The organism is Miniphocaeibacter sp., from assembly GCF_049276255.1.
Lineage (GTDB): Bacteria > Bacillota > Clostridia > Tissierellales > Peptoniphilaceae > Miniphocaeibacter.
In genome coordinates this window covers 1-25,965 of sequence record NZ_JBASWB010000062.1, presented here as the reverse complement: position 1 = coordinate 25,965, position 25,965 = coordinate 1, and the positions used below count along the sequence as shown (strand labels likewise).

Genomic DNA, 25,965 nt, shown 5'->3' with positions numbered 1-25,965 from the left:
GATTATTAATATTATGTATAGGAGATTTTAATGAAAATTAATATAGTTACAGACACAACAGCTACTTTACCATTAGAATTTATAGATCAAGAAAATATAAATGTATTTCCTATTTATTATACTTTTGAAGGACAAGAATATAAGGAGCCAGATCCAACACAATATGATGTTTTTTATGAAAAATTAGTTGCAAGTAAAAATTTTCCTACAACTTCTCAGCCACCATTTGGATTGTTAATAGAGATTTTCAAGAAAGCATTGGAAGATGACCCAGATGCGGTTATTGTAATGCCAATTTCAGAGAAGTTAAGTGGAACTTATGATTCTTGCCTATTGGCTAAAGATATGATAGGCGACGATAGGATTCATATAATTAATGTTAAAACAACAACCTTAAATTTAAAAAGGATGGTTGAATATTTAGTTGAACTAAGAAAACTTGATTTATCTATTGATGAAATAATAGATAGGTTGTATCTTCATAGAAAATATCAGGAGGTATATTTTATTCCTGAAACTCTAGAGTATTTAAAAAGAGGTGGAAGACTTTCTAAAGTATCAGCTACTGTAGGAGATGTATTAAGCATAAAACCTATTATTTCAGTTCTAGACGATGGATCCTTAGGTTTGGTTGAAAAAGCAAGAGGGTATAACAAAGCAATAGCAAAAATATTGTCCTTTGTACCAGAAGATGTAAAATACATGACTATAGCATATGTATACAAAAAAGAGAAAGCCTATAAATTATATGAGGAAATGAAAAACAAATATCCAAATATAAATGTTCGAATAGAAGAAGTTTCGCCTGCAATTGGTTCTCATATTGGACCAGGGACAGTTGGTTTGCTTTTTGGAACATATTTAAATTTAAATGAGTAAAGGTCCTTAATAGGACCTTTGTTTTTGTTCTATTTTAGTATATAATATATGGGTAATAATGGAGGATTATAGATGAGACTTTCAACACGAGGAAGATATGGACTACATGCAATGTATGTATTAGGAAAAAACTATGGTTTAGAACCAATTCCTCTAAGTGAAATTTCTAAATTGACAGGTTTATCAAATAGTTATTTAGAACAATTAATTAGACGATTAAAGAAAAAGGGTTTAGTTAGTAGTGTCAGAGGATCACAAGGAGGATATTTTTTAACTAGAAATCCAGAAGATATTAGTATTGGAGAAATATTAATAGCATTGGAAGATTTTTTTGGTACAACTGAATGTTCTACTGATGAAGGTTATTGTTCTAAAGAAGGGTATTGTCCAGCAAGAGGAGTTTGGATTGAAATTTCTAAAGAATTAATAACTAAAGCCAATTCTATGAATTTAGCAGAAATGGTAGCTGGTAAATATATGAGATAATCCTCTTGTAATTCTTATATTAAATTTCAGTAGATAATTATTTATTTAATTTAATATAGGTTTACAGCCTATATTTTTTTAATATTTATTTATAATTTAAAATATTCCTTGTATGAAGGAGGTTGTGAAATGCCATTTGATGTTAGAGAGACTTTAATAAATGTTATATTTATTCTACTAACAGTTTTAATTGCCTTAGGTATTTATTATTTAATCAATATAGGAAATACTAAAGTCAGTTTAAAAAATAGATTAAGATTAGATCAAAGTTATATAAAGAGAGTTACAGTATATATACTGGTAATATTGGCAGTGTTATATATTTTTACTAAGTTTACCATAATAGGTAGTACCATTATAACTATGATAATTGCTTTAGTTGTAGCATATTTAATTAATCCCTTAGTAAAAAAACTAGAGAATAAAGGGGTAAAACGGGCATATGCAATTTTACTTGTGTATTTTTTAGTTATATTATTATTTGCTATAATTATAATACTAATTATGCCTAAATTAAGCGAGCAATTAAAAAGATTGTTATATACTTTACCGTCCTTTTTTGAAGATTTGTTTAATTCTGCATATAAATTTTTAAAGGAAAACTTTAGTGAAAATGAAACTGTACAGAACTTAATTACAGAGGCGAAGGGAACTTTTACTAAAAGTATTTCAAGCTTACAAGGAAAATTAATTGCCGGAATTTCAAATGTCGGAGAACGAGTTAGTGGAATAGCCAGCGGACTAATAAGAATTGTATTAATACCAATATTTTCTTTTTATTTTTTAATGGATAAGGAAAAATATGTTGAAGGATTTAAAAAATCAATACCAGAAAAACATAGAGAAAATATTATTTCACTCTTAAAGGATATAGATAAGGTTAATTCACAATTTGTTCGTGGCCGTTTAATAATGGCAATGGCAGTAGGTGTTCTTACAGCTATATTTTTATTTATAATGAGGATTGAATATGCACTAATAGTAGGAATTATTACTTGTGTAGCAGATATTATCCCCTATATTGGTCCGGCACTTGGGTTTATTCCCGCAGTATTAATAGCTTTTTTTGATAGTCCAATTAAAGCGCTATTTGTTGCAGTAGTTTTTTTGCTTATTCAATGGGCAGAAAACAATATTATGGCTCCAAAAATTTTAGGTACAACTATAGGATTAAACCCGATGTTGATTTTATTATGTCTGATAATTGGAGCAGGTATGTTTGGAGTACCGGGAATGATTTTTTCAGTACCGGTTGTTGCGACGATAAAAGTTGTTATTAATCATTATAAAAATGACGTAAAGAAGTTTTTTATTAAAGAAGAAAATGAAGAAGATAATATATAAGGTGAGGTTATATGAAAAAATTAGGATTAAATGAAATTAGAAAAGAATTTTTAGATTTTTTTAAAGATAAAGATCATAATATATTAAAAAGTTTTCCCTTGATTCCACAAGATGATAATAGTTTATTGTTAATAAATGCAGGTATGGCACCAATAAAAAAATATTTTACTGGGGAATTAAAAATGCCTAAAAATAGGGCTGCATCATCACAAAGATGTATAAGAACTGGTGATATAGAATCAGTTGGAAAGACTCAAAGACATGGTACTTTCTTTGAAATGTTAGGGAATTTTTCTTTTGGAGACTATTTTAAAAAAGAAGCTATTACTTGGGCTTGGGAATTTTTAACAGAAAAAATGGAAATACCTGAAGAAATACTTTGGGTTTCTGTTTATGAGGAAGACGATGAAGCTTATGATATATGGAAAAACCATATAGGTATTCCTGAAGAAAAGATTGTTAGACTAGGTAAAGAAGATAACTTCTGGGAGTTAGATGAGGGACCTTGTGGACCTTGTTCTGAAATTCACGTAGATAGAGGAATAGGCCATGGCTGTGACGATCCAAACTGTAAACCTGGTTGTGATTGTGATAGATTTTTAGAAGTATGGAATTTAGTATTTACACAGTTCAACAAAGATTCAAATGGAGTTTACCATGATCTAGACTCACCTAATATAGATACTGGAATGGGTTTAGAAAGATTAACAATGGTATTAGAAAATGCTGACAATATTTTTGAAATTGGTTTAGTAAAAGACATTATTTCTGTAGTAGAAAATATTTCTAATAAGAAATATAAAACAGATGAAGAAGATGATGTTTCCATTAGAATTATTGCTGACCACATACGAGCTATAACATTTTTAATATATGATGGTGTAATACCAAGTAATGAAGGTAGAGGATATGTTCTTAGAAGACTTTTAAGAAGAGCTTCTAGACATGGAAAATTACTAGGTATTGAAGGAAACTTTATTGTAGAAGTAGCAAAAAAAGTTATGGAAATCTATAATACCGAATATCCAGAATTATTAGAAGATAGTGAAAGAATATTTAAAATAATAAATGCTGAAGAAAATAAATTTCAAGAAACTATAGACCAAGGTCTTAATATACTTGAAAAAATTATGGCTGAAAGTAAAAGTCAGAATTTGTCAGAAATTAACAGTAAGGATGCTTTTAAATTATATGATACCTATGGTTTTCCAATTGATTTAACAATGGAAATTTTAGAAGAAAATGATTTAAAGGTGAATTTATCTGAATTTAATAAACTAATGGAAGAACAAAGAATTAGATCAAGACTTTCTAGACACGAGGATAATATTGGTTGGTCTAATGAAATTAATGAAAGTATTGAAAACTTAACAGAAACAAATTTTTTAGGATATGAAAAAACAGAAAACAAATCAAAAATTATTAAGATATTTGTAGATGGAGAAGATGTAAATAGAATATCAAAGGGAGAAAATGGTATACTAGTAGTAGAAGAAACCTCTTTCTATGGAGAAGGAGGAGGACAAGTAGGAGATACGGGTCTTATTGAAGATAAAGATGCGAAAGCTTATGTAACAAATACTACTAAAAATTCTAACAATGCTATTTTACATCATATAAAAGTTGATAATGGTGAGTTTTCCGTAGGGGATAATGTAGAGTTAAAAGTTGATTTAATGAGAAGGAAAAATACTGTTAGAAATCATACAGCAACTCATTTACTTCACAAAGCTTTAAGAGAAGTTTTAGGAACTCATGTTCATCAAGCTGGGTCCTATGTAGGTCCAGATAGATTAAGATTTGATATAACTCATTATGAGGCTATCTCAAAAGAAAATTTAATGAAGGTCCAAGACAAAGTAAACGAAATAATTTCTTTAGGTTTACCGATTAGTTCAAATTATATGACTTTAAAAGAGTCTGAAGATTTGGGAGCAATTGGTTTATTTGAAGATAAATATAGGGATATTGTTAGAGTAATTAATATTGGAGATAAATATTCAGTAGAGCTATGCGGTGGAACTCATGCTTCATCAACTTCAGACATACAAATGTTTGAAATAATTTCTGAATCATCTGTTGCAGCAGGAATAAGAAGAATAGAAGCTATTACAGGACCGGAAGTATATAATCATTTAAAAGAAAATGAAAAATTATTAAATGATATTTCTAAGGAATTAAAGGTAGATAGAAAAGAAATTAATAATAAAATATCTTTAATACAGAAAGATATAAAATCATTAGAAAAAGAGCTTAAAAAAATTAAAAATGAAGAGAGCAAAAAGGACCTAGATTCAGTATTAGCAAATGTTAATGAAATAAAGGGAATTAAATATATTAAATACTCAGCAAAAGATATGGATATGAACACATTTAGAGAATTAGGTGATACTATAAGGGATAAGCTTGGTTCAGGAATTGTAGTAATGTCAAATACAAGTGGTAAGAAAGTTAATTTTTTAGCCTTGGTTACTAAGGATATAGTTGAAAAAAATATTTCTGCAGGAAATATAGTAAAAGAAGTAGCTATTTTAACAGGTGGTAATGGTGGAGGAAGAAAAGACTTTGCCATGGCTGGTGGAAAAGATGTAACTAAAGTTAAATTTGCAATGGATTCAGTAGATGAAATTTTAGAATCAATAATAAAATAGGAGGAAAAATGAGAAAAGAAGATAATAATATCAACAAAACCGTAATGTTTGAACCACAAAAAGAAGAATCAAAGTCCGTTAAAGAAATTTTGAAATCTGTTTATAACCTATTAGAAGAAAAAGGTTATAAACCTGTAAATCAAATTATAGGATATATATTATCAGACGACCCAACTTATATTACAAGTCATGGAAATGCAAGAAATATTATTAGACAAATCGACAGAGATGATTTACTTGAAGAACTATTAGAATTTTATTTGAAAGAGAATAATATAAAATAATTAATGAAATATAGCGAATTAGGAAACACAGGTATTATAACTTCAAATATTTGTTTTGGTAGCTTAACTATGACGCCCTTTCAAAGTAATTTAACTATAAAAGAAGGGGCGTATTTAATAGAGCATGCTTTTAATAATGGGATTAATTTTATAGACACAGCTCAATTATATGACAATTATTATTATATAAGAGAGGCATTAAAAGGATTTAGTAGAAATGATTTAATCATCTCTACTAAATCTTATGCATGGAATAGAAAATTAGCTGAAGATGCATTAAAAGAGGCTCTAAATGAATTAAATACAGATTATATAGATATATTCCTACTACATGAACAGGAGTCAGAATTAACAATTAAAGGGCATTATGAAGCTTTGGAATTCTTCATGGAGGCTAAAAATAAGGGATATATTAGGGCCCTGGGATTATCTACTCATAGAATAAGTGGAGTTCTAGGAGCTAATAAATATCCTGAGCTAGAGTTAATTCATCCAATTTTAAATAAAGATGGACTTGGTATTGGCGATGGTAATGTTACTGAAATGATTAAAGCATTAGAGGAATCAAAAAAACTTGGCAAGGGTATTTACAGTATGAAGCCGTTAGGTGGAGGTCATTTAATTAAGGATATTGAGAAATCTTTCAAATTTTTAAATAAGCTAAAATTTATAGATTCTATTGCTGTTGGAATGCAAAGTATTGAAGAAATAGATTGTAATATATCTTTAATTAACAATGGAGTTTATCCTGAAGAACTAAAGGAAAAGTTACTTTCAAAACGAAGGAAATTAATAATTGAAGAGTATTGTACTGCTTGTGGAAATTGTGTACAAAGATGTAATCAAGATGCATTAAAAATTCTAAATGGAGTGTCTACTGTTGATTATAATAAATGCGTTTTATGTGGATATTGTGCTACAGTTTGTCCAGATTTTTATATAAAGGTGGTCTAATGGAAAGATATATGGGTTTAGATATAGGTGATAAGACAATAGGTGTTGCAATTAGCGATCCTTTCTTTATTACGGCACAGGGCTATAAAACGATATTTAGAACAAATGATAAAGATGATATAAAAGAACTTTTAAAAATAATTGAAGAAAATAATATTATAAAAATAATTGTCGGACTACCTAAAAATATGAATAATACAATAGGTCCTCAGGCAGAAAAAGTTTATAAATTTTGTGAAAAATTAAAGAAAGCTATTTCTGCAGAAATAGTTTTTCAAGATGAAAGATTAACTACAGTTTCTGCTGAAAGAACATTAATTGAAGGAAATGTAAGAAGAAAAAAAAGAAAAAAATTAATAGATATGGTTGCAGCAACTTATATTCTTCAAGCATATTTGGATATGTATTAGGAGGAGCAATGGAGATTATAGAACTTTATGATGAGTCAGGTAACTTGCATAAATATGAGCTATTAGATACTTTTGGAATGGATGATAATGATTATGCTGCTCTTTTAACTACAAATAAAGAAGATAATACTATATATATATTTAGAATAAAAAGAGCTAATAATGGAGAAATAATTTTAGAAGGCATAGAAGATGAAGAAGAATTAAAAGATGCTGTGGAAATATATGAAAAATTAAAAGGAGAAAGAATTCAGTAGAATAGGAGGGTTTATGGATTTAAATAATTTAAAACAAATATTAACAGAAAATGGTTATAAAGTAACAAAACAAAGAGAAGTTATTTTTCAAGCCTTGTTAGAAAATGATGAATCCCACTTAAGTCCTGAGGAACTACATGAAATAGTTAATAAAATAGATAAAGACATTGGAATAGCAACAGTTTATAGAACTTTATTGTTATTTGAAGAACTAGATATAGTTTACAAATTGGATTTTGATGATAATAGATATAGATACGAACTTGTTTCAGATGGAGAAAAACATCAACATCATCATTTAATTTGTACAAATTGTAGTAAGGTTGAAGAAGTGAAATATGATTTATTAGATAATATAGAAGAAGATATAGAAAAAACTTATAATTTTAAAATTCAAAATCATGTTTTGAAATTTTTTGGACTGTGCTCCGAATGTCAATCTAAAGAAATTGAACAAGGAGATTTGAATGGCACCAAAAAAACAAAATAAATTAAAAATTATACCTTTAGGCGGGGTTTCTGAAATTGGTAAAAATATGACTGTCGTAGAATTTGGAAAAGATTTAATTATAGTCGACAGTGGTTTAACTTTTCCAGATGATAATATGCCTGGAGTAGATTTAGTTATACCAGATACAGATTATTTGGAAAAAAACAAAGAAAAAATTAGAGGAATTGTTGTTACACATGGTCATGAAGACCATATAGGAGCAATTCCATATATATTAAGGAATTTTGATGTTCCAGTATATGGAACTAAATTAACAATTGGCTTAATAAAAGCAAAATTAAATGAACATGGGTTAAGTAAAAAAAATCTGAAGATAGTTGAAAAAGGAAGCTCAATAAAATTAGGTATTTTTTCTGTAGAATTTATACAAGCTAGTCATAGTATACCGGATTCTGTTAGTTTTGCTATTACTACACCTATAGGAGTTATTTTTTTCACAGGTGATTTTAAAATAGATTTTACTCCAATCGATGGAGATGTAATGGATTTAACAAGAATAGCAGAGTTAGGTAAAAAAGGTGTTTTAGTATTACTTGCAGAAAGTACAAATGTGGAAAGACCTGGATATACCTTAAGTGAAAAATCTGTTGGAGAAACTTTTATAGACTTATTTTCAAAAGCAAAATCTAGAATAGTTGTAGCAACCTTTGCTTCAAATGTTCATAGAATACAACAAGTTATTAATGCGGCAGAACATTATGGTAGAAAAATTGCATTATCGGGAAGATCAATGGTAAATATTGTTTCCGTTGCAAGGGAATTGGATTATTTAAAAGTAAAAGATGATACATTTATTGAATTAAAGGATATAGATAAGTACAAAGGCAATAAAATAGTTTTATTGACTACAGGAAGTCAAGGTGAGCCTATGAGTGCTTTGACAAGAATGGCTTATGGAGAGCATAGGAAAGTACAATTAGTTCCAGAGGACACAGTAATTATTTCGGCTTCCCCAATACCAGGAAATGAAAAAACAGTATCTTCAATAATAAATAAATTAACAGAAATAGGTGTTAATATTATATATGATACATTGGCAGATGTTCATGTTTCTGGGCATGCTTGTCAAGAAGAATTAAAGTTAATTCATACTCTATTAAAGCCTAAATTCTTTATTCCTATCCATGGTGAATATAGACATTTAAAAAAACACGCGGAACTGGCAGAAAGTTTAGGAATGAAGAAAAAAAATATTTTCATAGGTAAAAATGGTAATACTTTTGAATTTACTAAACGTACAGGAAAACTTGTAGAAACAGATTATGCAGGTAATATACTAGTAGATGGATTAGGAATAGGCGATGTTGGAAATATTGTTCTTAGAGATAGAAAACATCTTGCAGAGGACGGATTAATAGTTGTAGTAATAACTGTAAATAAGGATACTGGTGAGATTATTTCTGAACCTGATATTATTTCTAGAGGATTTGTTTATGTAAAAGAAAATACTAATTTAATGGAAGAAGCAAAATTAGTGGCAGAAAATGCTTTATCCGTTTGTAGAAATAAAAATATAAAAGATTGGACTACAATTAAAAATAGTGTTAGAGAAAATCTGAAAAAATATGTTTATGGTAAAATCAAAAGAAAACCAATGATATTACCAATAATTATTGAAGCATAGGAGGTTTTTATGGACTTAGTATCAAAAGCAAAAGACTTAGGAATTGAAATATCAAAAAGTGATAAATTTATTGAGTATAAAAATCTATATAATGAAGTTTATAAAGATGAAAAAAATAAAGATATGATAGATGACTTTAGAAAAAAAGTTATGGATTATCAATTAAATTATGTAAGTCAGGGAAAAGAATCAGAAGAAGAAGTAAAAAAATTAGAAAACTTACAAAATATTATGATGATGAACCAAGACGTAGGGAAGTTTCTAATAGCAGAAGCTAATTTTTCTATTGAATTAAAGGAAATTTATGATGCTATAGAAAAGGAATTAGAATTAGATTAATGATTGTAAATAAAGTTGTTGAAGAATATATTAGAAAAAAGTCACAAACTGACAATAAATTATTAAGAGAAATTGAAGAATTTGCATTAAAGAACAATATTCCTATAATAGAGCCGGAAGTAAGAAATTTTCTAGGAATGATTGTAAAAATAAAAAAACCTTGTAAAATATTAGAAATAGGAACTGCTATAGGATATTCATCTATAATAATGAAAATGGCATCTAAAGATTCTAAAATTACTACAATTGAAATTAATGAAGATAGTTTCTTAGAAGCTAAATTAAATATTGAAAAATTTGGCTTTGAGAAAGATATTCATTGTATACTTGGCGATGCAAATGAAGTTATTGAATTATTAGAAGATGAATATGACTTAATTTTTATTGATGCTGCAAAAGGCCAGTATATAAATTTTTTTGAAAAAACAATCGATAAATTAAAGGTTAATGGAGTTTTAGTATCTGATAATATTTTGTTTCGTGGCATGGTAGCAGAAGAAAAATATAAGACGACTAGACATAGAAAAATTACAATTGTTAAAAGATTAGACGAATATATTGATTTATTAATTAATGACAAAAGACTATCATCATCTATTGTACCAATAGATGATGGCATGATGATAACTTATAGAAATGAATAGATATAAAAAGTATTATAAAAAATAAATGATATGAAACTATATATCATTTATTTTTTTGTAGTATAATAGTTTAGGATATACTACAAAAATAGGGGGATATTTTGAAAAAAGTAGAATTATTAGCTCCAGCAGGAGATTTAGAAAAATTAAAAATTGCAATAATGTATGGTGCTGATGCAGTATATTTAGCAGGAGAGGCATTTGGAATGCGTACAGCTTCTAAAAATTTTAATGAAGAACAATTAAAAGAAGGTGTAGAATTTGCACATAGTAGAAAGAAGAAAGTATATATTACTTTAAATATAATTCCACATAATGATGATTTAGATGGACTTGAAGAATATGTTCAGTATTTAATAGATATTAATGTTGATGCTGTAATAGTATCAGATCCGGGAATATATTCAATAGTTCGAAGTATCAGTGAAGATTTGGAGGTACATTTATCCACTCAAGCATCGGTTACAAATTATAAGACAGTTAAGTTTTGGGAAAAAATGGGCATTAAACGAATAGTTTTAGCGAGAGAATTATCACTAGAGGAAATAAAAAGAATAAAAGAAGAAGTTCCAAATATGGATTTAGAGGTTTTTGTTCATGGTGCAATGTGTATATCCTATTCTGGGAGATGTTTATTAAGTAACTATATGACAGGTAGAGATGCTAATAGAGGAGATTGTGCACAGGCTTGTAGATGGAAATATCATTTAGTGGAAGAAAAAAGACCTGGAGAGTATTATCCTATAGAAGAAACAGATAAAGGTACTTTTATATATAACTCAAAGGATTTATGTATGATTGATTCCTTAGATGACTTAATTTCATCAGGCGTTGATAGTTTAAAAATAGAAGGTAGAGTAAAAACACAGTACTATGTAGCTACAGTTATAAGAAGCTATAGAATTGCTATAGACGCTTATTATAATGGAGATTTTACTAAAGAATTAGCCGATTATTTATTAAATGAAATTAAGAAGTCTAGTCATAGGGATTTTACTAAGGGTTTTTTCTATAATAAACCTACAGCAGAAGATCAGTTATATACCTCCAGTTCATATACAAGAAATTATGATTTTGTAGGTATAGTGCTAGATTACGATGAAAATACAAAAATAGCAACTATTGAACAAAGAAATAGAATTTTCAAAGGAGATAAATTAGAGGTATTTGGACCGGAAAAAGATTATTTTGAGTTTGAAATGGGGACCATGATAAATGACGAAGGAAAAGAAGTAGATGTAGTTCCTAGAGCAAGAGAGATATTTAAAACTAAAATAGATTTTTCAGTAAAACCATGGTATATGATAAGAAAAAAATTATAGAACTAGAAACTAGATTGTAAGTAAACTTTTATAATCTAGTTTTTTTATTGTAAAATTTGATATACTGTAAATAAAATAATCGTGATTACTAAAATTATCAAAAGGAGAAGGAAATGGAAAGAATAAAATTAATTGAAAAAGATAATAATATTATTTTATTTACTTGTCAGAATGATAAATCTCTTGAAGTATTAAGAAAAGAAAAGATATTAGTAAATAAAAAAAGTTATATAGAAAATAGTTTTGGAGTAATTTCAAATATTTTTATTAGAGGGTATGATTGGTTTGTTAAAGAAGCAGAAAAAAGAGTAAAAAGACCGGATTATGCACAGTATCATATTTGGTGTAGTACAAATGCAGAAAATTGTATGAAACCTATTGAAAATGAAGTTATTTATATAATTGAAGTACCTAAAGAAAACGTAATTTTATTTGATTCGGTAAAATGGGACTATGTACTTAATTTAAGATATGTTCCAAAGGACAATAATGACCACAATAATTATATTAATAGTTTAAAGAAAAAGGGAATTAAAAGTGAGTATGATATATTTGATGATTCAAAAGGTAATTTAAACTTAATTGAAAGACAAAAGATAATAGACAGTTGGCCGAGAATTTTTGATATAAAAAATACTCCAGCTCATTTTATACAAGCTAATATTTGGGAAATTAGAGAAGAATGGATAAGGGATATTATATATTTTAGAGAAAACATACCTAAAAAATATTTTAAATAATTATTTAGTATATTAATATATATCAAAAAATATAAATATGATGTTTTATTTTTTCTTTTATGATAGAATATTGTCACAAGATAATCATGATTATTATAAAATCGTAATTATTTTTTGCGATAAATTATTAAAAATTTAACAAGGAGGGAAGAATGAAGAAAAAAAAGTTTAATTTAAAAAAAGAAAGCATATTTATAGTTTCTATGTTACTAGTATTTGCAATTGTACTTTGGGGATTATTACATACATCTAGTTTTGAAAGTACTGCAAATACAGTATTTAACTTTTTATCTGGTAATTTTAGTTGGCTTTATACTTTGGCTATGACATCTTTTGTAGTTTATGTATTATGGCTTGGATTTTTTAGTAAGTATAAAAATATAAAATTAGGACCAGATGATTCGAAGCCGGATTATAAAACTATTACTTGGTTTGGAATGTTGTTTTCAGCTGGTATGGGTATAGGACTAGTATTTTGGGGAATAGCAGAACCACTTAGTCATTATTTACAGCCTGCTGCAGGAATTGAAGCTGCATCATTGGAAGCGTCTAAATTTGCAATGGAGAAATCGTTTTTACATTGGGGATTACATCCTTGGGCTAATTATTGCATTATAGGATTAGGATTAGCTTATATGCAATTTAGGATGAAAAAACCTGCCTTAGTTAGTAGTATATTCATTCCTTTATTAGGTGAAGAAAAAACAAAAGGAGGAATTGGAAAATTAATAGATATTTTAGCAGTGTTTGCTACTGCAGGAGGAATGGCTACATCTTTAGGGTTAGGTACATATCAAATAAATAGTGGTTTAAATTATCTGTTTGGAATTCCGGAAAATACTACAGTTCAATTAATAATAGTAATAGGAATAACTATTATATATACCGGAACAGCAGTAGCTGGAATAGATAAGGGTATAGCAGCAATATCTAATTTAAATATGATATTAGTAGCTATTCTATTACTGGGTTCTTTTGTATTTGGACCTACGGTTAAAATTTTAAGTATTTTTATTGAGAGTACAGGATTATATTTACAGAGATTTTTAAGTAGTGCTTTAGAAATGGGAGCGTTTAATGAGGATACTTGGTATAGTGGATGGACAATTTTTTATTGGGCTTGGTGGATTTCTTGGGCTCCATTTGTTGGAGTTTTTATTGCTAGAATTTCAAGAGGAAGAACTATAAAAGAATTTGTAGCAGGAGTTTTATTAGTACCGGCAATATTATCTTTTTTATGGTTTGCAATATTTGGTGGTATAGATTTTTCTGTAGACATTGCTATTTTAACTGAGGCAGCAAAGAATACAACAACAGCATTTTTTATAGTAATGAATGAGATACCTTTTGGAACAATATTATCTATAGTAACAGTAGTTTTACTATTTACATTTTTTATTACATCAGCAAACTCAGCAACTTTTGTTCTCGGTATGCTATGTGATGAGGGAAAACTGGAACCTAATAAAATAAAAATGGGAGTTTGGGGTGTTTTAATATCAGCTTTAACTTTAGCATTAATGTTAGGTACTAGTAATGGATTAAATATGTTACAAACAATTTCAATTGTAGCAGCTTTTCCATTTATATTTATAATGTTTTTTGCCATGTATGCATTGAAAAAAGCATTGGACAAAGACCCATATACAATTGAATTAGAAAGACAAAAGAAAATAGCAAAAGAAAAAGCGGCAGCGTTAAAATAGGAGGATATTATGAAAAAACTTGAAATAGGAAACTTTCATGTAAAAGATGTAGTTTTTGGAGATGAAACTACCTATAAAGATGGCTTACTTATTATTAATAAAAAAGAAGCAATGGATTATATTTTAGAAGATGAACATATTACGTCCCTTGATTTGAAAATAGCAAAACCTGGGGAAGATATTAGAATAGTTCCAGTAAAAGAAGCAGTAGAACCTAGAATTAGACCAGATGGAAGAGCTTTGTTTCCTGGTGTAACTGGTGATTTAGCTCCAACAGGAGAAGGTAGAGTACACGCCTTAAAAGGAGTTAGTGTATTAGGAGTAGGTAAACATTATGGAAGTTTTGGTGATGGACTTGTTGATATGGGTGGAGAAGGTCAGAAATATACTTTATTTGGTCAATTAATAAATGTAGTTTTAATTGCAGATACCGATGAAGAAGAAGAAAGATTTGAGCAACAGAAAAAAAATCATGCAATTAGATGGGCTGCACATAAATTAGCAGAATATATTGGTAGAGCTGTTAAGGATTTAGAACCAGAAGATAAAGATATATACGAGTTTGAAGGCGTTACTAAAAGAAATGAAAAGGTAAATGACTTACCATCTGTAGTATTAGTAATGCAACCTCAATCTCAAATGGAAATGATGGGTTATAATGACTTAATTTATGGATGGGATATGAACCATTATGTTCCTACATTTATTAATCCTAATGAAATTTTAGATGGAGCTTTAATCTCAGGTAGCTTTATGCCATCTTCATCAAAATGGTCAACATATGAAATGCAAAACTTTGAAACTATAAAAGAACTTTACTCAAGACATGGTAAAGAAATAAATTTCCTAGGAGTAATACTATCAAATTTAAATGTTTCTTTGGAACAGAAGGAAAGATCAGCTATATTTGTAGCAAACATTGCAAAGTCATTAGGAGCAGATGGCGCTATTGTTACTGAAGAAGGCTATGGTAATCCAGATGTTGATTATATAAGATGCATAGTAGCTTTAGAAGACGTAGGAGTAAAAACTGTAGGAATTAGTAATGAATGTACAGGAAGAGATGGACAATCTCAACCATTAGTAGTTTTAAATGAAAAAGCCAATGCGTTGGTATCAACAGGAAATGTTTCAGATTTAATAGAACTTCCAGCATGTAAAACAGTATATGGTGAATTAGCTGCTTTAGGAAGGGACGGCTTGTCTGGTGGTTGGGAAGGCGATGAGAAACTAGGACCTTCTGTGAGAGAAGATGGCTCAATTATATTAGAGAATAATGCTATGTTTTGCGGTGATGGAATTAGTGGTTGGTCTGTAAAAACCGTTAAAGAATTTTAGGAGGATAACATGAAAAAAGTTGTACATTATATAAATCAATTCTTTGCTGGTATTGGTGGAGAGGACAAGGCAGATATAAAACCTGAAATACGAGAAGGTGTTGTTGGACCAGGAGTAGAACTTAATAAAAAATTAAATGCTGAAGTTACTCATACCATCGTATGTGGAGATAATTATTTTGGAAGTAATACTGAAAAAGCGATTGATGAAATCTTAAAGATGTTAGAAGGATTAGAATTTGATGCTTTCGTAGCTGGACCAGCATTCCAAGCAGGTAGATATGGTGTTGCATGTGGAAATATCTGTAAGGCTGTTCAAGATAAATTCAATGTTCCAGTTATTACATCAATGAATATTGAAAATCCTGGAGTTGAAATGTTTAAATCGGATTTAATAATATTCAAAGGTGGTAAATCAGCTGCTTCTATGAGAAAAAACATAGCTCCAATGGCAGACTATTTAAATAGAATTCTAGAAGGAAAAGAATTGAAATCTGCTGATGAAGAAGGGTATTTTTCAAGAGGAATTAGAAAACAAGTTTGGTTAGAAGAACCTGTAAAAGCTTCTAAACGTGGTGTTGATATGTTAATAAAGAAATTAAAAGGAGAAGAATATCAGACAGAATTAGTAATAGAGGCAAAAGAAATTATTCCAATGGCAGATCCTATTAAGGACCTTAAAAAAGCTAATATAGCAGTAGTGACAAGTGGTGGAATTGTACCAGTTGATAATCCAGATAGAATTCAATCAGCATCTGCTACAAGATGGGGTAGATATGATATTTCTAATATGGATAGATTAAAAAGTGGAGAGTTTAAGACCATACATGCAGGCTTTGACCCAGAAGCAGCAGACAATGATCCTAATAGAATAACACCTATAGATGTTTTAAAAGAAATGGAAAAAGAAGGGGTATTTGGAAGATTACATCCTTATTTCTACTCAACTGTAGGAACAGGAACTACTCAAGCTGAAGCATCACGAATGGGTAAAGAGATAATAGAATATCTTAAAGAAGATTCAGTAGATGGTGTAATACTTACATCTACGTGAGGAACTTGTACACGTTGCGGTGCAACTATGGTAAAAGAAATAGAAAAAGCTGGCATACCTGTAGTACAAATGTGTAATCTAATACCTGTGGCTCAGACTGTTGGAGTTAATAAAATTGTACCAACAATATCAATACCTTATCCTTTAGGAGATCCTACAACTCCAGAAGAAGTTCAACATAAATTAAGATATGATAGAGTTAAAAGAGCTTTGGATGCATTAACTGTAAAAATAGAAGAACCCACAATATTCTAATGTTAAAAAATAGGCAAGACTAGTTCTTGCCTATTTTTTATGATATATTATCCTTAGTATAAAGATCTATAGTGGAGGAATATTTTGAATAAAGAAGAATTAATTAAAGAAAGAAACAAAAAAATTCAAAAGAAAAGAAAAATAGAATATTTTATTGATGCAGCAAGACAAATAATAGATAATGAGAGTATTCAAAATATTACAATAAGAAAAGTTGGAGAACTGGCTGGATATAATAGTGCTACAATATATAAATACTTTGATGATTTAAATCATCTTAAATTTTTTGCAGCAATGACTTATTTAGAAGACTACATTGATGAAATTCCTAACTATATTAAGGATGTAAATAGTAGTAAAGAAATATACTTTAAAGTATGGGACTGTTTTATAGATAAGTCCTTTGATATACCAAATATTTATCAAGCTTTATTTTTAGCTGAATTAAAAAAAGATATGGAATTATATGTAGAGGAGTTTTACAATATTTTTCCTTTAGATATAAAAAAACATCCTGCATATATACAAGAAATGTTACGCTCAAATTCATTAAATAGAAGATCAAAGATACTAATGGATAAATGTGTAGAAGAAGGATTGATAAATGAAGAAAATGCCGGTATGGTAGATGATATAATTATAAGTGTGTATGAAAATTATTTAGGAAGAGTATATAAAAAATTAATTCCAGCAAATGAAGCAAAAAGAATAGTAGAAAAATATATGAGGGAAATTTTTAATAGATTTTCTTAAAAGTTAATAAAAAATCAAGGTTATTTTAGAAAATAGAAGTAAAAATACCAGTTACTTCTATTTTTATTTTAAATCATATAAAAATAGTATGGGATTCTTTTTCATTGCTATAATCTATGATACAATTATGTTCGTATTATAGAATAATAGAAAAATAAGAGGTAGTATTTTGATAGAAAAAAAATATTTAATTCAAACTTACGGCTGTCAAATGAATGAACACGATTCAGAAAAGATAGCTTATATTTTAGAAAATTTAGGATATATTAAAACAGATAAAGTTGAAAATGCAGATTTTATAATTTACAATACATGTTTAGTTAGAGAAAATGCTGAACTTAAAGTTTATGGTCAATTAGGTTCATTAAAACCGTTGAAAAAAGAAAAACCTGAAATGATAATTGCAGTATGCGGCTGTATGATGCAAACAGGAGAAGCTAAGGAAATAATACAGGAAAAATATAAACATGTAGATATTATTTTTGGTACTAAGAATATATCTAGTTTACCTTCTCTTATAAATAGACATTTATCAACAGGGAAGACAGTAGTAGATATTGAAGATAGAGATTTAATTGATAATCAAATTGATATGATTCGAGAACATCCATTTATAGGTTATGTAAATATTATGACAGGGTGTAATAATTTTTGTACTTATTGTATAGTTCCATATGCTAGAGGAAGAGAAGATAGTAGAAGTCCTGAAAGTATACTTAAAGAAGTTAATGATTTAGCCAAAAAGGGTTATAAAGAAATTACATTGTTAGGACAAAATGTCAATTCATATGGAAAAAACTTATCAAATCCTATATCATTTCCAGATTTACTTAGAATGATTAATAAAGTTGAAGGTATTGAAAGAATTAGATTTTTAACAAGTCATCCAAAGGACTTATCAGATGATTTAATTGATGCTATGGCAGAATGTGATAAGGTATGTGAAAATTTACATTTACCTTTTCAAGCAGGTAGTAATAAAGTTTTAAAAGAAATGAATAGAAAATATACACAGGAAGATTATTTATTATTAGTAAAAAAACTAAAAAATAAAATTCCTAATATTACTTTATCTACAGACATAATAGTTGGATTTCCTGGAGAAACAGAAGAAGATTTTGAAGAAACATTAAAAGTTGTCAAAGAAGTTGAGTATGATCAAGGTTTTACCTTTATTTATAGTAAAAGAGAAGGAACAAAAGCGGCAACTATGGAAAATCAAGTAGAAAGAAGTATTTCACAGAAAAGATTTGAAAGACTACTTGAACTTATGTATGGAATATTTTATAAAAATAATGAAAAAGAATTAGGAAAAACATTAGAAGTTTTAGTGGAAGGGCCAAGTAAGAATAATGAAGAGGTTCTAACAGGAAGAACTAGGGGTTATAAACTTGTACATTTTAAAGGTGATAAAGGTTTAATAGGAAAACTAGTAAATGTAAAAATTACTGGACACAATTCTTTTTCTTTAAGTGGTGATTTAGTATAGGTGGTAAAATGAATAATTACACTCCAATGATTAAGCAGTATTTAGAAATAAAAGAAAAGAACAGAGATAGTATTTTATTTTTCAGATTAGGGGACTTTTATGAAATGTTCTTCGAAGATGCAATTATTGCATCTAGAGAGTTGGAAATTGTATTAACGCAAAGAGATTGTGGTGGTGGAGAAAAATGTCCAATGTGTGGTGTTCCATACCATGTTTCAGATGTATATATTTCTAAACTTGTTTCAAAAGGTTATAAGGTAGCTATTTGTGAGCAATTAGAGGATCCTAGAAAAGCTAAAGGTCTAGTAAAAAGAGATATTATTAGAATTGTTACACCAGGAACAATAATAGATGATAGTGTTTCTGAAAAAGGTGACAACAATTATTTAATGTCATTATATATAGATGAAAAAAACATAGGGATTTCATATTGTGATGTATTAGAAGGCATTATTAATTTTACTAAATTAAGGTTTTCTAACTTAAATGATGTAAGAAAAAGTATTGAAAATGAAATTAGTAGAATTAATCCTTCAGAAATAGTAATTAATGAAAATAAGATTATTCATAATGAAATTATTGAAAATTTGTCAGCTAGTAATAATTTATTGTTTACAAAAGTTGATAAGGTATCTATTGAAGATTCAAAAAAAATAATACAAGAAAAACTTAATATTAATATAGAAGAATCTGAATATAATGATGAAGCTTATATTGGAGCTATAGCAAGTATATTGAATTATATATACAATTATCAAGAAGAACGATTACAACATCTAAATAATATTAATTTTTATGAAATAGACAAATTTTTAAATATTGATTCACATACGATTGTAAATTTAGAAATACAAAAAACTTATTTACTGGAAATAAAAAAGGATCCTTATTTGATGTTTTAAATAAAACTAATACTTCTATGGGGTCTAGATTGCTTCATAATTTTTTAGAAATGCCACTAATGGAAAAAAACAAGATTTTAGAACGTCAATTAATAGTTGAAAAGATTTTTGAAAATAGAAAATTACAGGAGTTATTGACTAATTCATTAAAAGATATTTATGACTTAGATAGAATCGTTGGCAAATTATCCTATGGAAGAGCAAATGGTAGGGATTTAATTGCACTGAAATTATCAATTTCTAAAATTCCTAATATTATAAAGGATTTAGAAGAAACAAATGATATTGTTTTAAAAAAACTAGCAAAAGAAATTGATAGTTTAGAGGATATATGTAGCTTAATTGATAAGGCTATTATAGATGAACCACCGTTAACAATAACAGAAGGAAACCTTATAAAAATTGGATTTAATGAAGATTTAGATATTATTAGGAACAATAAAATTATTGGAAAACAAAAATTAATTGAATATGAAAAAAATGAAAAAGAAAAAAATAATATAAAGAATTTAAAAATAGTATTTAATAAAAAGTTAGGATATTTTATAGATGTAACTAAAGGAAATTTAAAAAATGTTCCGGATTATTATATAAGAAAACAAACTTTGACTAATTCTGAAAGATTTATAACTGAAGAACTAGAAAATATTCAAAATTTAATATTAAGTTCTGAAAATGAAATTTTTGATAAAGAATATGAGATTTTTAATAATATTAGAGATATTATTTTAGAAAATGTAGATAGATTAAAAAATACTTCTAATATATTGTCCTATTTAGATGTATATAATTCATTGGCTAAGGTAGCATATGCTAACGACTATGTTAAGCCAACAATTAATAATATTGGAATTATAGATATTGTTGGAGGAAGACATCCTGTAGTAGAGCAAAGTATTGGAAGAAGTAATTTTATTTCCAATAATGTTAACATAGGAAGTGGATTTAATAATATACAAATTATTACAGGACCAAATATGAGTGGAAAGTCCACTTATTTAAGACAGGTTGCTATATTGGTAATTATGGCTCAGATTGGTTCCTTTGTCCCTGCAGACTCGGCTAATATTTCCATAGTCGATAAAATTTTTACTAGAATAGGTGCTTCAGACAATTTATATAAAGGTGAAAGTACTTTTATGGTAGAAATGAATGAAGTGAGTAATATAATCACTAACTCTACAAAGGATAGTCTTTTAATACTAGATGAGGTAGGTAGAGGTACGAGTACTTTCGATGGCCTTAGTATAGCTTGGGCAATTGTAGAGTATATTAGTACCAAAATTAAGGCTAAGACACTATTTGCAACACATTATCATGAATTAACGGAACTTGAAAATAAATTAGACAATGTTATAAATTTACAAGTACAAATTGAAGAATATAAAAATGAAATTATATTTTTAAGAAAGATAATTAAAGGAAAGACAGATAAGAGCTACGGTATAGAAGTAGCGAGATTAGCAGGACTTCCTAAAAGCTTAACAGATAGAGCAAAGCTTATATTAAAAAATATAGAATCAAAAAATGAAGATACAGATTTTAATATAATGGAGAATTTTATTGAAGAATCACAAATGGATATGCAAGACATAAAAAGAGATGAATTTATAGACTCTTTGATAAAAATAGATATTAACTCATTATCTCCAATTGAAGCATTGACCATATTAAATGAATTTATAGAAAAAGCAAAGGATTTATAGGTATTGATATGATTCAGATTTTATCAAATGACACTATTCAAAAAATTGCTGCAGGAGAAGTTATTGAAAAACCTAGTTCCATAGTAAAGGAATTAGTTGAAAACTCTATAGATGCTGAAGCCACCAATATTGTAGTTGAAATAAAAAATGGTGGTTTAGATTTTATTGAAGTGTTAGATAATGGAAAGGGTATTGTAAAAGATGAAATTGAAATTGCATTTAAAAGACATGCAACTTCAAAATTAAATAGTTTTAATGATTTATATAATTTACAATCTTTAGGTTTTAGAGGCGAGGCATTAGCTAGTATTGTTTCAGTTAGCAAGGTTACAGTATCTACTAAAACAAGTGAAGATAAGTTAGGAAATAAAGTATACTTTGAAGATGGTAAAAAAATAGAAGAAAAACCTATTGCTAAAAATGTTGGAACAAGCATAATTGTTGAAGATTTATTTTATAATGTACCTGTTAGAAAGAGATTTCTAAAAAGTAAAACTACTGAAGCTAACAATATAACAAACTTAATGTATAAACTAGCTATAGGTAATTATGGAATAGGCATAACATATATAAAAGATGATAAATTAATTTTTGAAACAAAAGAAAAAGAAGATTTAAATTCTGTTTTAACAGAATTATTTGGTATGAGTATTGTTAACAATCTTTTAGAATTTAATTTAAAAGGTAGAGATTATAGCATTAATGGTTATATATCCAATAATAAGTATTATAGGGCAAACAGAGCATTACAATATATATATAAATGGAAGATATATAGAAAGTAAAGAAATTCGAGAAGCTATAGAAAGTTCTTATAAAGCAGTAATTCCAAATGGTAGATTTCCAATTTTTCAGATTTTTATCAATATTAATCCAAAACATATAGATGTAAATATTCATCCAAACAAAGAAAAAGTTCAAATTACAATTTTAGATGATATTTTAAATGATATACAATTAAAATCTAAAGAAATATTAAATCAAGAATTTTCTTTGCCAGAAATAAAATCTAAGGATGAGAATAAAGAAAATATTCTTTTTAGACAAGGTAATGATATTAAAGATTTACTGGAAAAATTTGAAACTAATAAAATTGATAATAATGCTACTAGCACTAGTATAGAATATAGTGAAAGTGTTGAAGATAATAGCATAAAGGAAATTAATATAAACAAGGATATAGAATTATATACTGACGAGTTTAATAATGAAAATAAATATAATGACTTTGTTTTAGAGTCTGATAATAAATATGAAATTGAAGTAGATAATGAAAAAGATTTAGTGGAAGAAGAAGCTAGTATAGAAGTTGAGGAAATTAATTTTATTATTGAAAATGACTTTAATGAATATGTGTATATAGGAACAATATTTAAAACCTATCTTTTGTATGAAGACCGACTTAAAGAAAGAATTTTCATAGTAGATCAGCATGCAGCTCATGAAAGAGTCTTATATGAGCAATTTATGAAAGAATTTGAAGAAGGAGACATTATAATACAAGATCTAATTGTGCCAATTACCATTGATTTAAGACAAGATGAATATGATTTGTATTTAAATAACAAAGAAGTCTTTGAGAAAATAGGTTACAATATTGATTTATTTGGAGAACGTACTATAATCATAAGATCTGTTCCAAATATATTAGGAAACACTAAAAATGAACGATTATTTTTGGACTTATTAGATTGTCTATATAAAACAAACATAAATGATGGATTAGATTCTATTTATAATAAAATTATAAAAAACTCTTGTAAAAATGCAGTTAAAGCAGGAGATTTTTTAAGTGAAATAGAAATTAAAGAATTACTAAATAAATTAATGGACTGTAAGGAGCCTTATACATGTCCACATGGAAGACCTACATTAATTGAAATGTCAAAATATGAATTAGAAAAAGAATTTATGAGAGTGAAGTAATGAGAAAAGTTGTTTTAATAGTTGGGCCAACAGCAAGTGGAAAAACAGATTTATCGTTGAAATTAGCTAGTAAGCTTAAAACTAAAATTATATCTGCTGATTCTATGCAAATATATAAGTATATGGATATAGGAACAGCTAAAGTTGATAAAAGTGATAGGGAAAGAATAACTCACTACATGATAGATATAATTGAACCTAGTGTAGAATTTACTGTAGCAAATTATCAAAAATTAGCTAAAGAATATATAGAAGATATCCTATCTAATAATAAAATACCAATTATAGTTGGAGGAACTGGACTATATATAAACTCTATAATATATGATTTGGATTTTTCAAATGCTAAACCGGACTTTGCAATTAGAGATTTATTATGGCAAGATTATGAAGATAAGGGAAAAGATTATATTTTAAATTTATTAAAATCAATTGATGAAAAATCCTATAATAATATAGATCATAATAATATTAAAAGAATTATACGAGCTATAGAAGTGTATAAAGTTACAGGTACTAAATTTTCTAATCAAAATAAAAATTTTAGAAAAGAAAATAAAGATTATGAATTTTTTATATATGGTTTAAATGATAATAGAGAAAAATTATATAATAGAATTAATAATCGAGTTGATGAAATGATAGATTTAGGTTTATTTGAAGAAGTTAAAACTTTAATTGATAAATATGATAAAAACCTACAAGCTTTTAAGGGAATAGGTTATAAAGAGATAATTGATTATTATAATGGAAAATATGATAAAGATACTGCGATTTATAAATTAAAACAGAATTCTAGAAAATATGCTAAACGACAATTAACTTGGTTTAGGCGAGATAATAGGATTAAATGGTTTAATTTAAGCGATTATAATTACAATCTTAATCAAATATCTGAAATAATATATAAGGAAGTAGTTAATGAATAATAAAAATTGTTATTTACTTAATCATAATATTAATAACAAGGTTTATGATTTTGTTATTGATATTGAGGAGAGTTTAAAAAATAGATTTATAGAATTAAATATTATAGAAGAGTACAATATTATAAAGATAATTAAAGCCATGCAGGATTCTCGTTTATCTGCTACAGATTTTGCCTGGTCAACAGGATATGGCTATGGTGATGTTGGAAGGGAAAAAGTTGAGGAAATATATTCTAAAGTATTTAAAACCGAAGATGCATTAGTAAGACCGAGTATTTCTTCAGGAACTCACGCCCTCGCTTTAACCCTACAAGGATTATTATTACCAGGAGACACGATATTATCGATTACAGGAGATCCCTATGATACTTTAAGACAGGTTATTGGTATTGAAGGCGATGAAAAAGGTACATTACTAGAATATGGAATAAATTATAAAAAGGTTGAATTAAGCGAGGATGGTAATATTCAAAAAGATTTAGTCCTTAGCTCCATAGATGATACTGTAAAAATTATTACAATACAAAGATCAACGGGATATAGTCTTAGAAATGCAATATCCATAGAAAGTATAAGGGATATAACTAAAGCCATAAAAGAAAAGAATACAGATATTATTATAATGGTAGATAATTGCTATGGTGAATTTACTCAGATTTTAGAACCTACAGAAGTTGGTGCAGATTTAGCTGTAGGATCTTTAATAAAAAATCCTGGTGGGGGAATAGCATTATCTGGAGGTTATGTAGTTGGACCTACAAAATATATTGAGAGAATATCAAATAGATTAACTGCCCCTGGTTTAGGAAAAGAAACCGGTCTTACATTTGGTACAACAAGAACAACATTACAAGGACTTTATTTTGCTCCTAAAGTAACCATGGAAGCATTAAAAGGAGCCTTGCTTTTTGCTAGGGTTTTTGAAAAACTAGGATTTAAGACTTTTCCAAATTCAAATTCTGAAAGATACGATATTATTGAAGCTATAATCTTTGAAAAAGAAGAATTAGTTGTAGATTTTTGTAGAACTATACAGGAAGCTTCAGTAGTAGATGCGTTTGTAACCCCATATCCTTGGGAAATGCCAGGCTATACTGATAAGGTAATAATGGCTTCGGGAAGTTTTATTGATGGCTCATCTATAGAATTAAGTGCAGATGGTCCATTAAGAGAACCTTATATTGCATATTTTCAAGGTGGTTTAAATTATTATCAATGTAAATACGCAGTTATGTTAGTATTAAATAAGTTCTTTAATAAAGGATATATAAAATTATAAAAACAACTAATTAAATACGCTGACCTCTAAAAGTTAGACTTTTAATCTAATTATTAGGGCTCTTTGTCAAATAGTGTTGGTATACAATAAAATAACAAATTACTTTTATATCAGGCAGCTATATAGCTGCCTGATAATTATTTTTTGGTTTCATCAAATTTTTAATTACAAGAATCCTATTTCT

23 protein-coding genes and 1 pseudogene are annotated in these 25,965 nt (G+C 27.7%); all 24 read left to right on the top strand.

Going from position 1 to position 25,965, the window contains the following annotated elements; all coding sequences use genetic code 11:
- Positions 1–30: 30 nt before the first annotated feature.
- The 24 genes and pseudogenes from WAO56_RS07820 to WAO56_RS07705 all read left to right on the top strand — a co-directional run bounded on the left by WAO56_RS07820 (position 31) and on the right by WAO56_RS07705 (position 25,781).
- The gene (locus WAO56_RS07820) at positions 31–879 is read left to right on the top strand and encodes a DegV family protein (RefSeq protein WP_422142996.1); all 849 of its coding nucleotides are present in this window, start codon (positions 31–33) and stop codon (positions 877–879) included.
- 72 nt (positions 880–951) lie between these two features.
- Positions 952–1,365, top strand: coding sequence for an RrF2 family transcriptional regulator (locus WAO56_RS07815; RefSeq protein WP_422142995.1), 414 nt, complete (start codon positions 952–954; stop codon positions 1,363–1,365).
- Positions 1,366–1,494: 129 nt separating this feature from the next.
- Positions 1,495–2,709 carry an AI-2E family transporter gene (locus WAO56_RS07810; RefSeq protein ID WP_422142994.1) on the top strand — a complete coding sequence of 405 codons (1,215 nt, stop codon included), beginning with the start codon at positions 1,495–1,497 and terminating at the stop codon, positions 2,707–2,709.
- Positions 2,710–2,720: 11 nt separating this feature from the next.
- Complete coding sequence (alaS, locus tag WAO56_RS07805; protein WP_422142993.1) at positions 2,721–5,360, top strand: alanine--tRNA ligase; 2,640 nt, start codon at positions 2,721–2,723, stop codon at positions 5,358–5,360.
- Between the two features lie 8 nt (positions 5,361–5,368).
- The gene (locus WAO56_RS07800; protein WP_422142992.1) at positions 5,369–5,644 is read left to right on the top strand and encodes an IreB family regulatory phosphoprotein; all 276 of its coding nucleotides are present in this window, start codon (positions 5,369–5,371) and stop codon (positions 5,642–5,644) included.
- Between the two features lie 3 nt (positions 5,645–5,647).
- Positions 5,648–6,598: an aldo/keto reductase gene (locus tag WAO56_RS07795; protein WP_422142991.1), complete on the top strand. Its 951-nt coding sequence runs from the start codon at positions 5,648–5,650 to the stop codon at positions 6,596–6,598.
- Positions 6,598–7,008: a Holliday junction resolvase RuvX gene (gene ruvX / locus WAO56_RS07790; protein ID WP_422142990.1), complete on the top strand. Its 411-nt coding sequence runs from the start codon at positions 6,598–6,600 to the stop codon at positions 7,006–7,008. The genes WAO56_RS07795 and ruvX overlap by 1 nt, the downstream gene beginning before the upstream one ends.
- An 8-nt stretch (positions 7,009–7,016) precedes the next feature.
- A complete protein-coding gene (locus WAO56_RS07785; RefSeq protein ID WP_422142989.1) occupies positions 7,017–7,265 on the top strand; it encodes a DUF1292 domain-containing protein in 249 nt (82 codons plus the stop codon).
- Positions 7,266–7,278: 13 nt separating this feature from the next.
- Entirely contained in the window at positions 7,279–7,755 is a 477-nt protein-coding gene (locus WAO56_RS07780) for a Fur family transcriptional regulator (RefSeq protein WP_422142988.1), read from the top strand.
- Positions 7,733–9,400, top strand: a complete 1,668-nt coding sequence (locus tag WAO56_RS07775; protein ID WP_422142987.1) for a ribonuclease J — start codon at positions 7,733–7,735, stop codon at positions 9,398–9,400. Before WAO56_RS07780 ends, WAO56_RS07775 begins: the two co-directional genes overlap by 23 nt.
- A 9-nt stretch (positions 9,401–9,409) precedes the next feature.
- Positions 9,410–9,739 carry a YlbF family regulator gene (locus WAO56_RS07770; RefSeq protein ID WP_422142986.1) on the top strand — a complete coding sequence of 110 codons (330 nt, stop codon included), beginning with the start codon at positions 9,410–9,412 and terminating at the stop codon, positions 9,737–9,739.
- The gene (locus WAO56_RS07765) at positions 9,739–10,383 is read left to right on the top strand and encodes an O-methyltransferase (RefSeq protein WP_422142985.1); all 645 of its coding nucleotides are present in this window, start codon (positions 9,739–9,741) and stop codon (positions 10,381–10,383) included. The genes WAO56_RS07770 and WAO56_RS07765 overlap by 1 nt, the downstream gene beginning before the upstream one ends.
- A 101-nt stretch (positions 10,384–10,484) precedes the next feature.
- Entirely contained in the window at positions 10,485–11,705 is a 1,221-nt protein-coding gene (locus WAO56_RS07760) for a peptidase U32 family protein (RefSeq protein ID WP_422142984.1), read from the top strand.
- A 113-nt stretch (positions 11,706–11,818) separates the two neighbouring features.
- On the top strand, positions 11,819–12,445 hold the full coding sequence (locus WAO56_RS07755; RefSeq protein ID WP_422142983.1) for a DUF3841 domain-containing protein: 627 nt from the start codon (positions 11,819–11,821) through the stop codon (positions 12,443–12,445).
- 152 nt (positions 12,446–12,597) lie between these two features.
- A complete protein-coding gene (locus WAO56_RS07750; RefSeq protein WP_422142982.1) occupies positions 12,598–14,151 on the top strand; it encodes a BCCT family transporter in 1,554 nt (517 codons plus the stop codon).
- A gap of 9 nt (positions 14,152–14,160) precedes the next feature.
- The gene (locus WAO56_RS07745) at positions 14,161–15,489 is read left to right on the top strand and encodes a glycine/sarcosine/betaine reductase component B subunit (RefSeq protein WP_422142981.1); all 1,329 of its coding nucleotides are present in this window, start codon (positions 14,161–14,163) and stop codon (positions 15,487–15,489) included.
- Between the two features lie 9 nt (positions 15,490–15,498).
- Positions 15,499–16,797: a betaine reductase selenoprotein B gene (gene grdH / locus WAO56_RS07740; protein WP_422142980.1), complete on the top strand. Its 1,299-nt coding sequence runs from the start codon at positions 15,499–15,501 to the stop codon at positions 16,795–16,797.
- A gap of 84 nt (positions 16,798–16,881) precedes the next feature.
- Complete coding sequence (locus tag WAO56_RS07735) at positions 16,882–17,550, top strand: TetR/AcrR family transcriptional regulator (protein ID WP_422142979.1); 669 nt, start codon at positions 16,882–16,884, stop codon at positions 17,548–17,550.
- A 172-nt stretch (positions 17,551–17,722) separates the two neighbouring features.
- Positions 17,723–19,039, top strand: a complete 1,317-nt coding sequence (gene miaB / locus WAO56_RS07730; RefSeq protein WP_422143123.1) for a tRNA (N6-isopentenyl adenosine(37)-C2)-methylthiotransferase MiaB — start codon at positions 17,723–17,725, stop codon at positions 19,037–19,039.
- An 8-nt stretch (positions 19,040–19,047) separates the two neighbouring features.
- Positions 19,048–21,647, top strand: a pseudogene (gene mutS / locus WAO56_RS07725) (DNA mismatch repair protein MutS).
- Positions 21,648–21,655: 8 nt separating this feature from the next.
- Entirely contained in the window at positions 21,656–22,432 is a 777-nt protein-coding gene (gene mutL / locus WAO56_RS07720) for a DNA mismatch repair endonuclease MutL (RefSeq protein ID WP_422142977.1), read from the top strand.
- Positions 22,350–23,573 (top strand): hypothetical protein, encoded by a 1,224-nt coding sequence (locus WAO56_RS07715; RefSeq protein WP_422142976.1) that lies wholly within the window; start codon positions 22,350–22,352, stop codon positions 23,571–23,573. The genes mutL and WAO56_RS07715 overlap by 83 nt, the downstream gene beginning before the upstream one ends.
- Positions 23,573–24,502, top strand: coding sequence for a tRNA (adenosine(37)-N6)-dimethylallyltransferase MiaA (gene miaA, locus WAO56_RS07710; RefSeq protein ID WP_422142975.1), 930 nt, complete (start codon positions 23,573–23,575; stop codon positions 24,500–24,502). The genes WAO56_RS07715 and miaA overlap by 1 nt, the downstream gene beginning before the upstream one ends.
- Entirely contained in the window at positions 24,495–25,781 is a 1,287-nt protein-coding gene (locus tag WAO56_RS07705; protein ID WP_422142974.1) for an aminotransferase class I/II-fold pyridoxal phosphate-dependent enzyme, read from the top strand. Before miaA ends, WAO56_RS07705 begins: the two co-directional genes overlap by 8 nt.
- Positions 25,782–25,965: the final 184 nt, after the last annotated feature.

Bases quoted from the DNA above. Each gene is read 5' to 3' on its own strand.
- WAO56_RS07715 (WP_422142976.1), top strand. From the start codon at position 22,350: ATGGTTATATATCCAATAATAAGTATTATAGGGCAAACAGAGCATTAC.
- alaS (WP_422142993.1), top strand. From the start codon at position 2,721: ATGAAAAAATTAGGATTAAATGAAATTAGAAAAGAATTTTTAGATTTT.
- WAO56_RS07785 (WP_422142989.1), top strand. From the start codon at position 7,017: ATGGAGATTATAGAACTTTATGATGAGTCAGGTAACTTGCATAAATAT.
- WAO56_RS07810 (WP_422142994.1), top strand. From the start codon at position 1,495: ATGCCATTTGATGTTAGAGAGACTTTAATAAATGTTATATTTATTCTA.
- WAO56_RS07755 (WP_422142983.1), top strand. From the start codon at position 11,819: ATGGAAAGAATAAAATTAATTGAAAAAGATAATAATATTATTTTATTT.
- WAO56_RS07815 (WP_422142995.1), top strand. From the start codon at position 952: ATGAGACTTTCAACACGAGGAAGATATGGACTACATGCAATGTATGTA.
- WAO56_RS07770 (WP_422142986.1), top strand. From the start codon at position 9,410: ATGGACTTAGTATCAAAAGCAAAAGACTTAGGAATTGAAATATCAAAA.
- miaA (WP_422142975.1), top strand. From the start codon at position 23,573: ATGAGAAAAGTTGTTTTAATAGTTGGGCCAACAGCAAGTGGAAAAACA.
- WAO56_RS07780 (WP_422142988.1), top strand. From the start codon at position 7,279: ATGGATTTAAATAATTTAAAACAAATATTAACAGAAAATGGTTATAAA.
- WAO56_RS07745 (WP_422142981.1), top strand. From the start codon at position 14,161: ATGAAAAAACTTGAAATAGGAAACTTTCATGTAAAAGATGTAGTTTTT.
- WAO56_RS07705 (WP_422142974.1), top strand. From the start codon at position 24,495: ATGAATAATAAAAATTGTTATTTACTTAATCATAATATTAATAACAAG.
- WAO56_RS07800 (WP_422142992.1), top strand. From the start codon at position 5,369: ATGAGAAAAGAAGATAATAATATCAACAAAACCGTAATGTTTGAACCA.
- WAO56_RS07820 (WP_422142996.1), top strand. From the start codon at position 31: ATGAAAATTAATATAGTTACAGACACAACAGCTACTTTACCATTAGAA.
- WAO56_RS07750 (WP_422142982.1), top strand. From the start codon at position 12,598: ATGAAGAAAAAAAAGTTTAATTTAAAAAAAGAAAGCATATTTATAGTT.
- WAO56_RS07775 (WP_422142987.1), top strand. From the start codon at position 7,733: ATGGCACCAAAAAAACAAAATAAATTAAAAATTATACCTTTAGGCGGG.
- WAO56_RS07765 (WP_422142985.1), top strand. From the start codon at position 9,739: ATGATTGTAAATAAAGTTGTTGAAGAATATATTAGAAAAAAGTCACAA.
- ruvX (WP_422142990.1), top strand. From the start codon at position 6,598: ATGGAAAGATATATGGGTTTAGATATAGGTGATAAGACAATAGGTGTT.
- WAO56_RS07795 (WP_422142991.1), top strand. From the start codon at position 5,648: ATGAAATATAGCGAATTAGGAAACACAGGTATTATAACTTCAAATATT.
- mutL (WP_422142977.1), top strand. From the start codon at position 21,656: ATGATTCAGATTTTATCAAATGACACTATTCAAAAAATTGCTGCAGGA.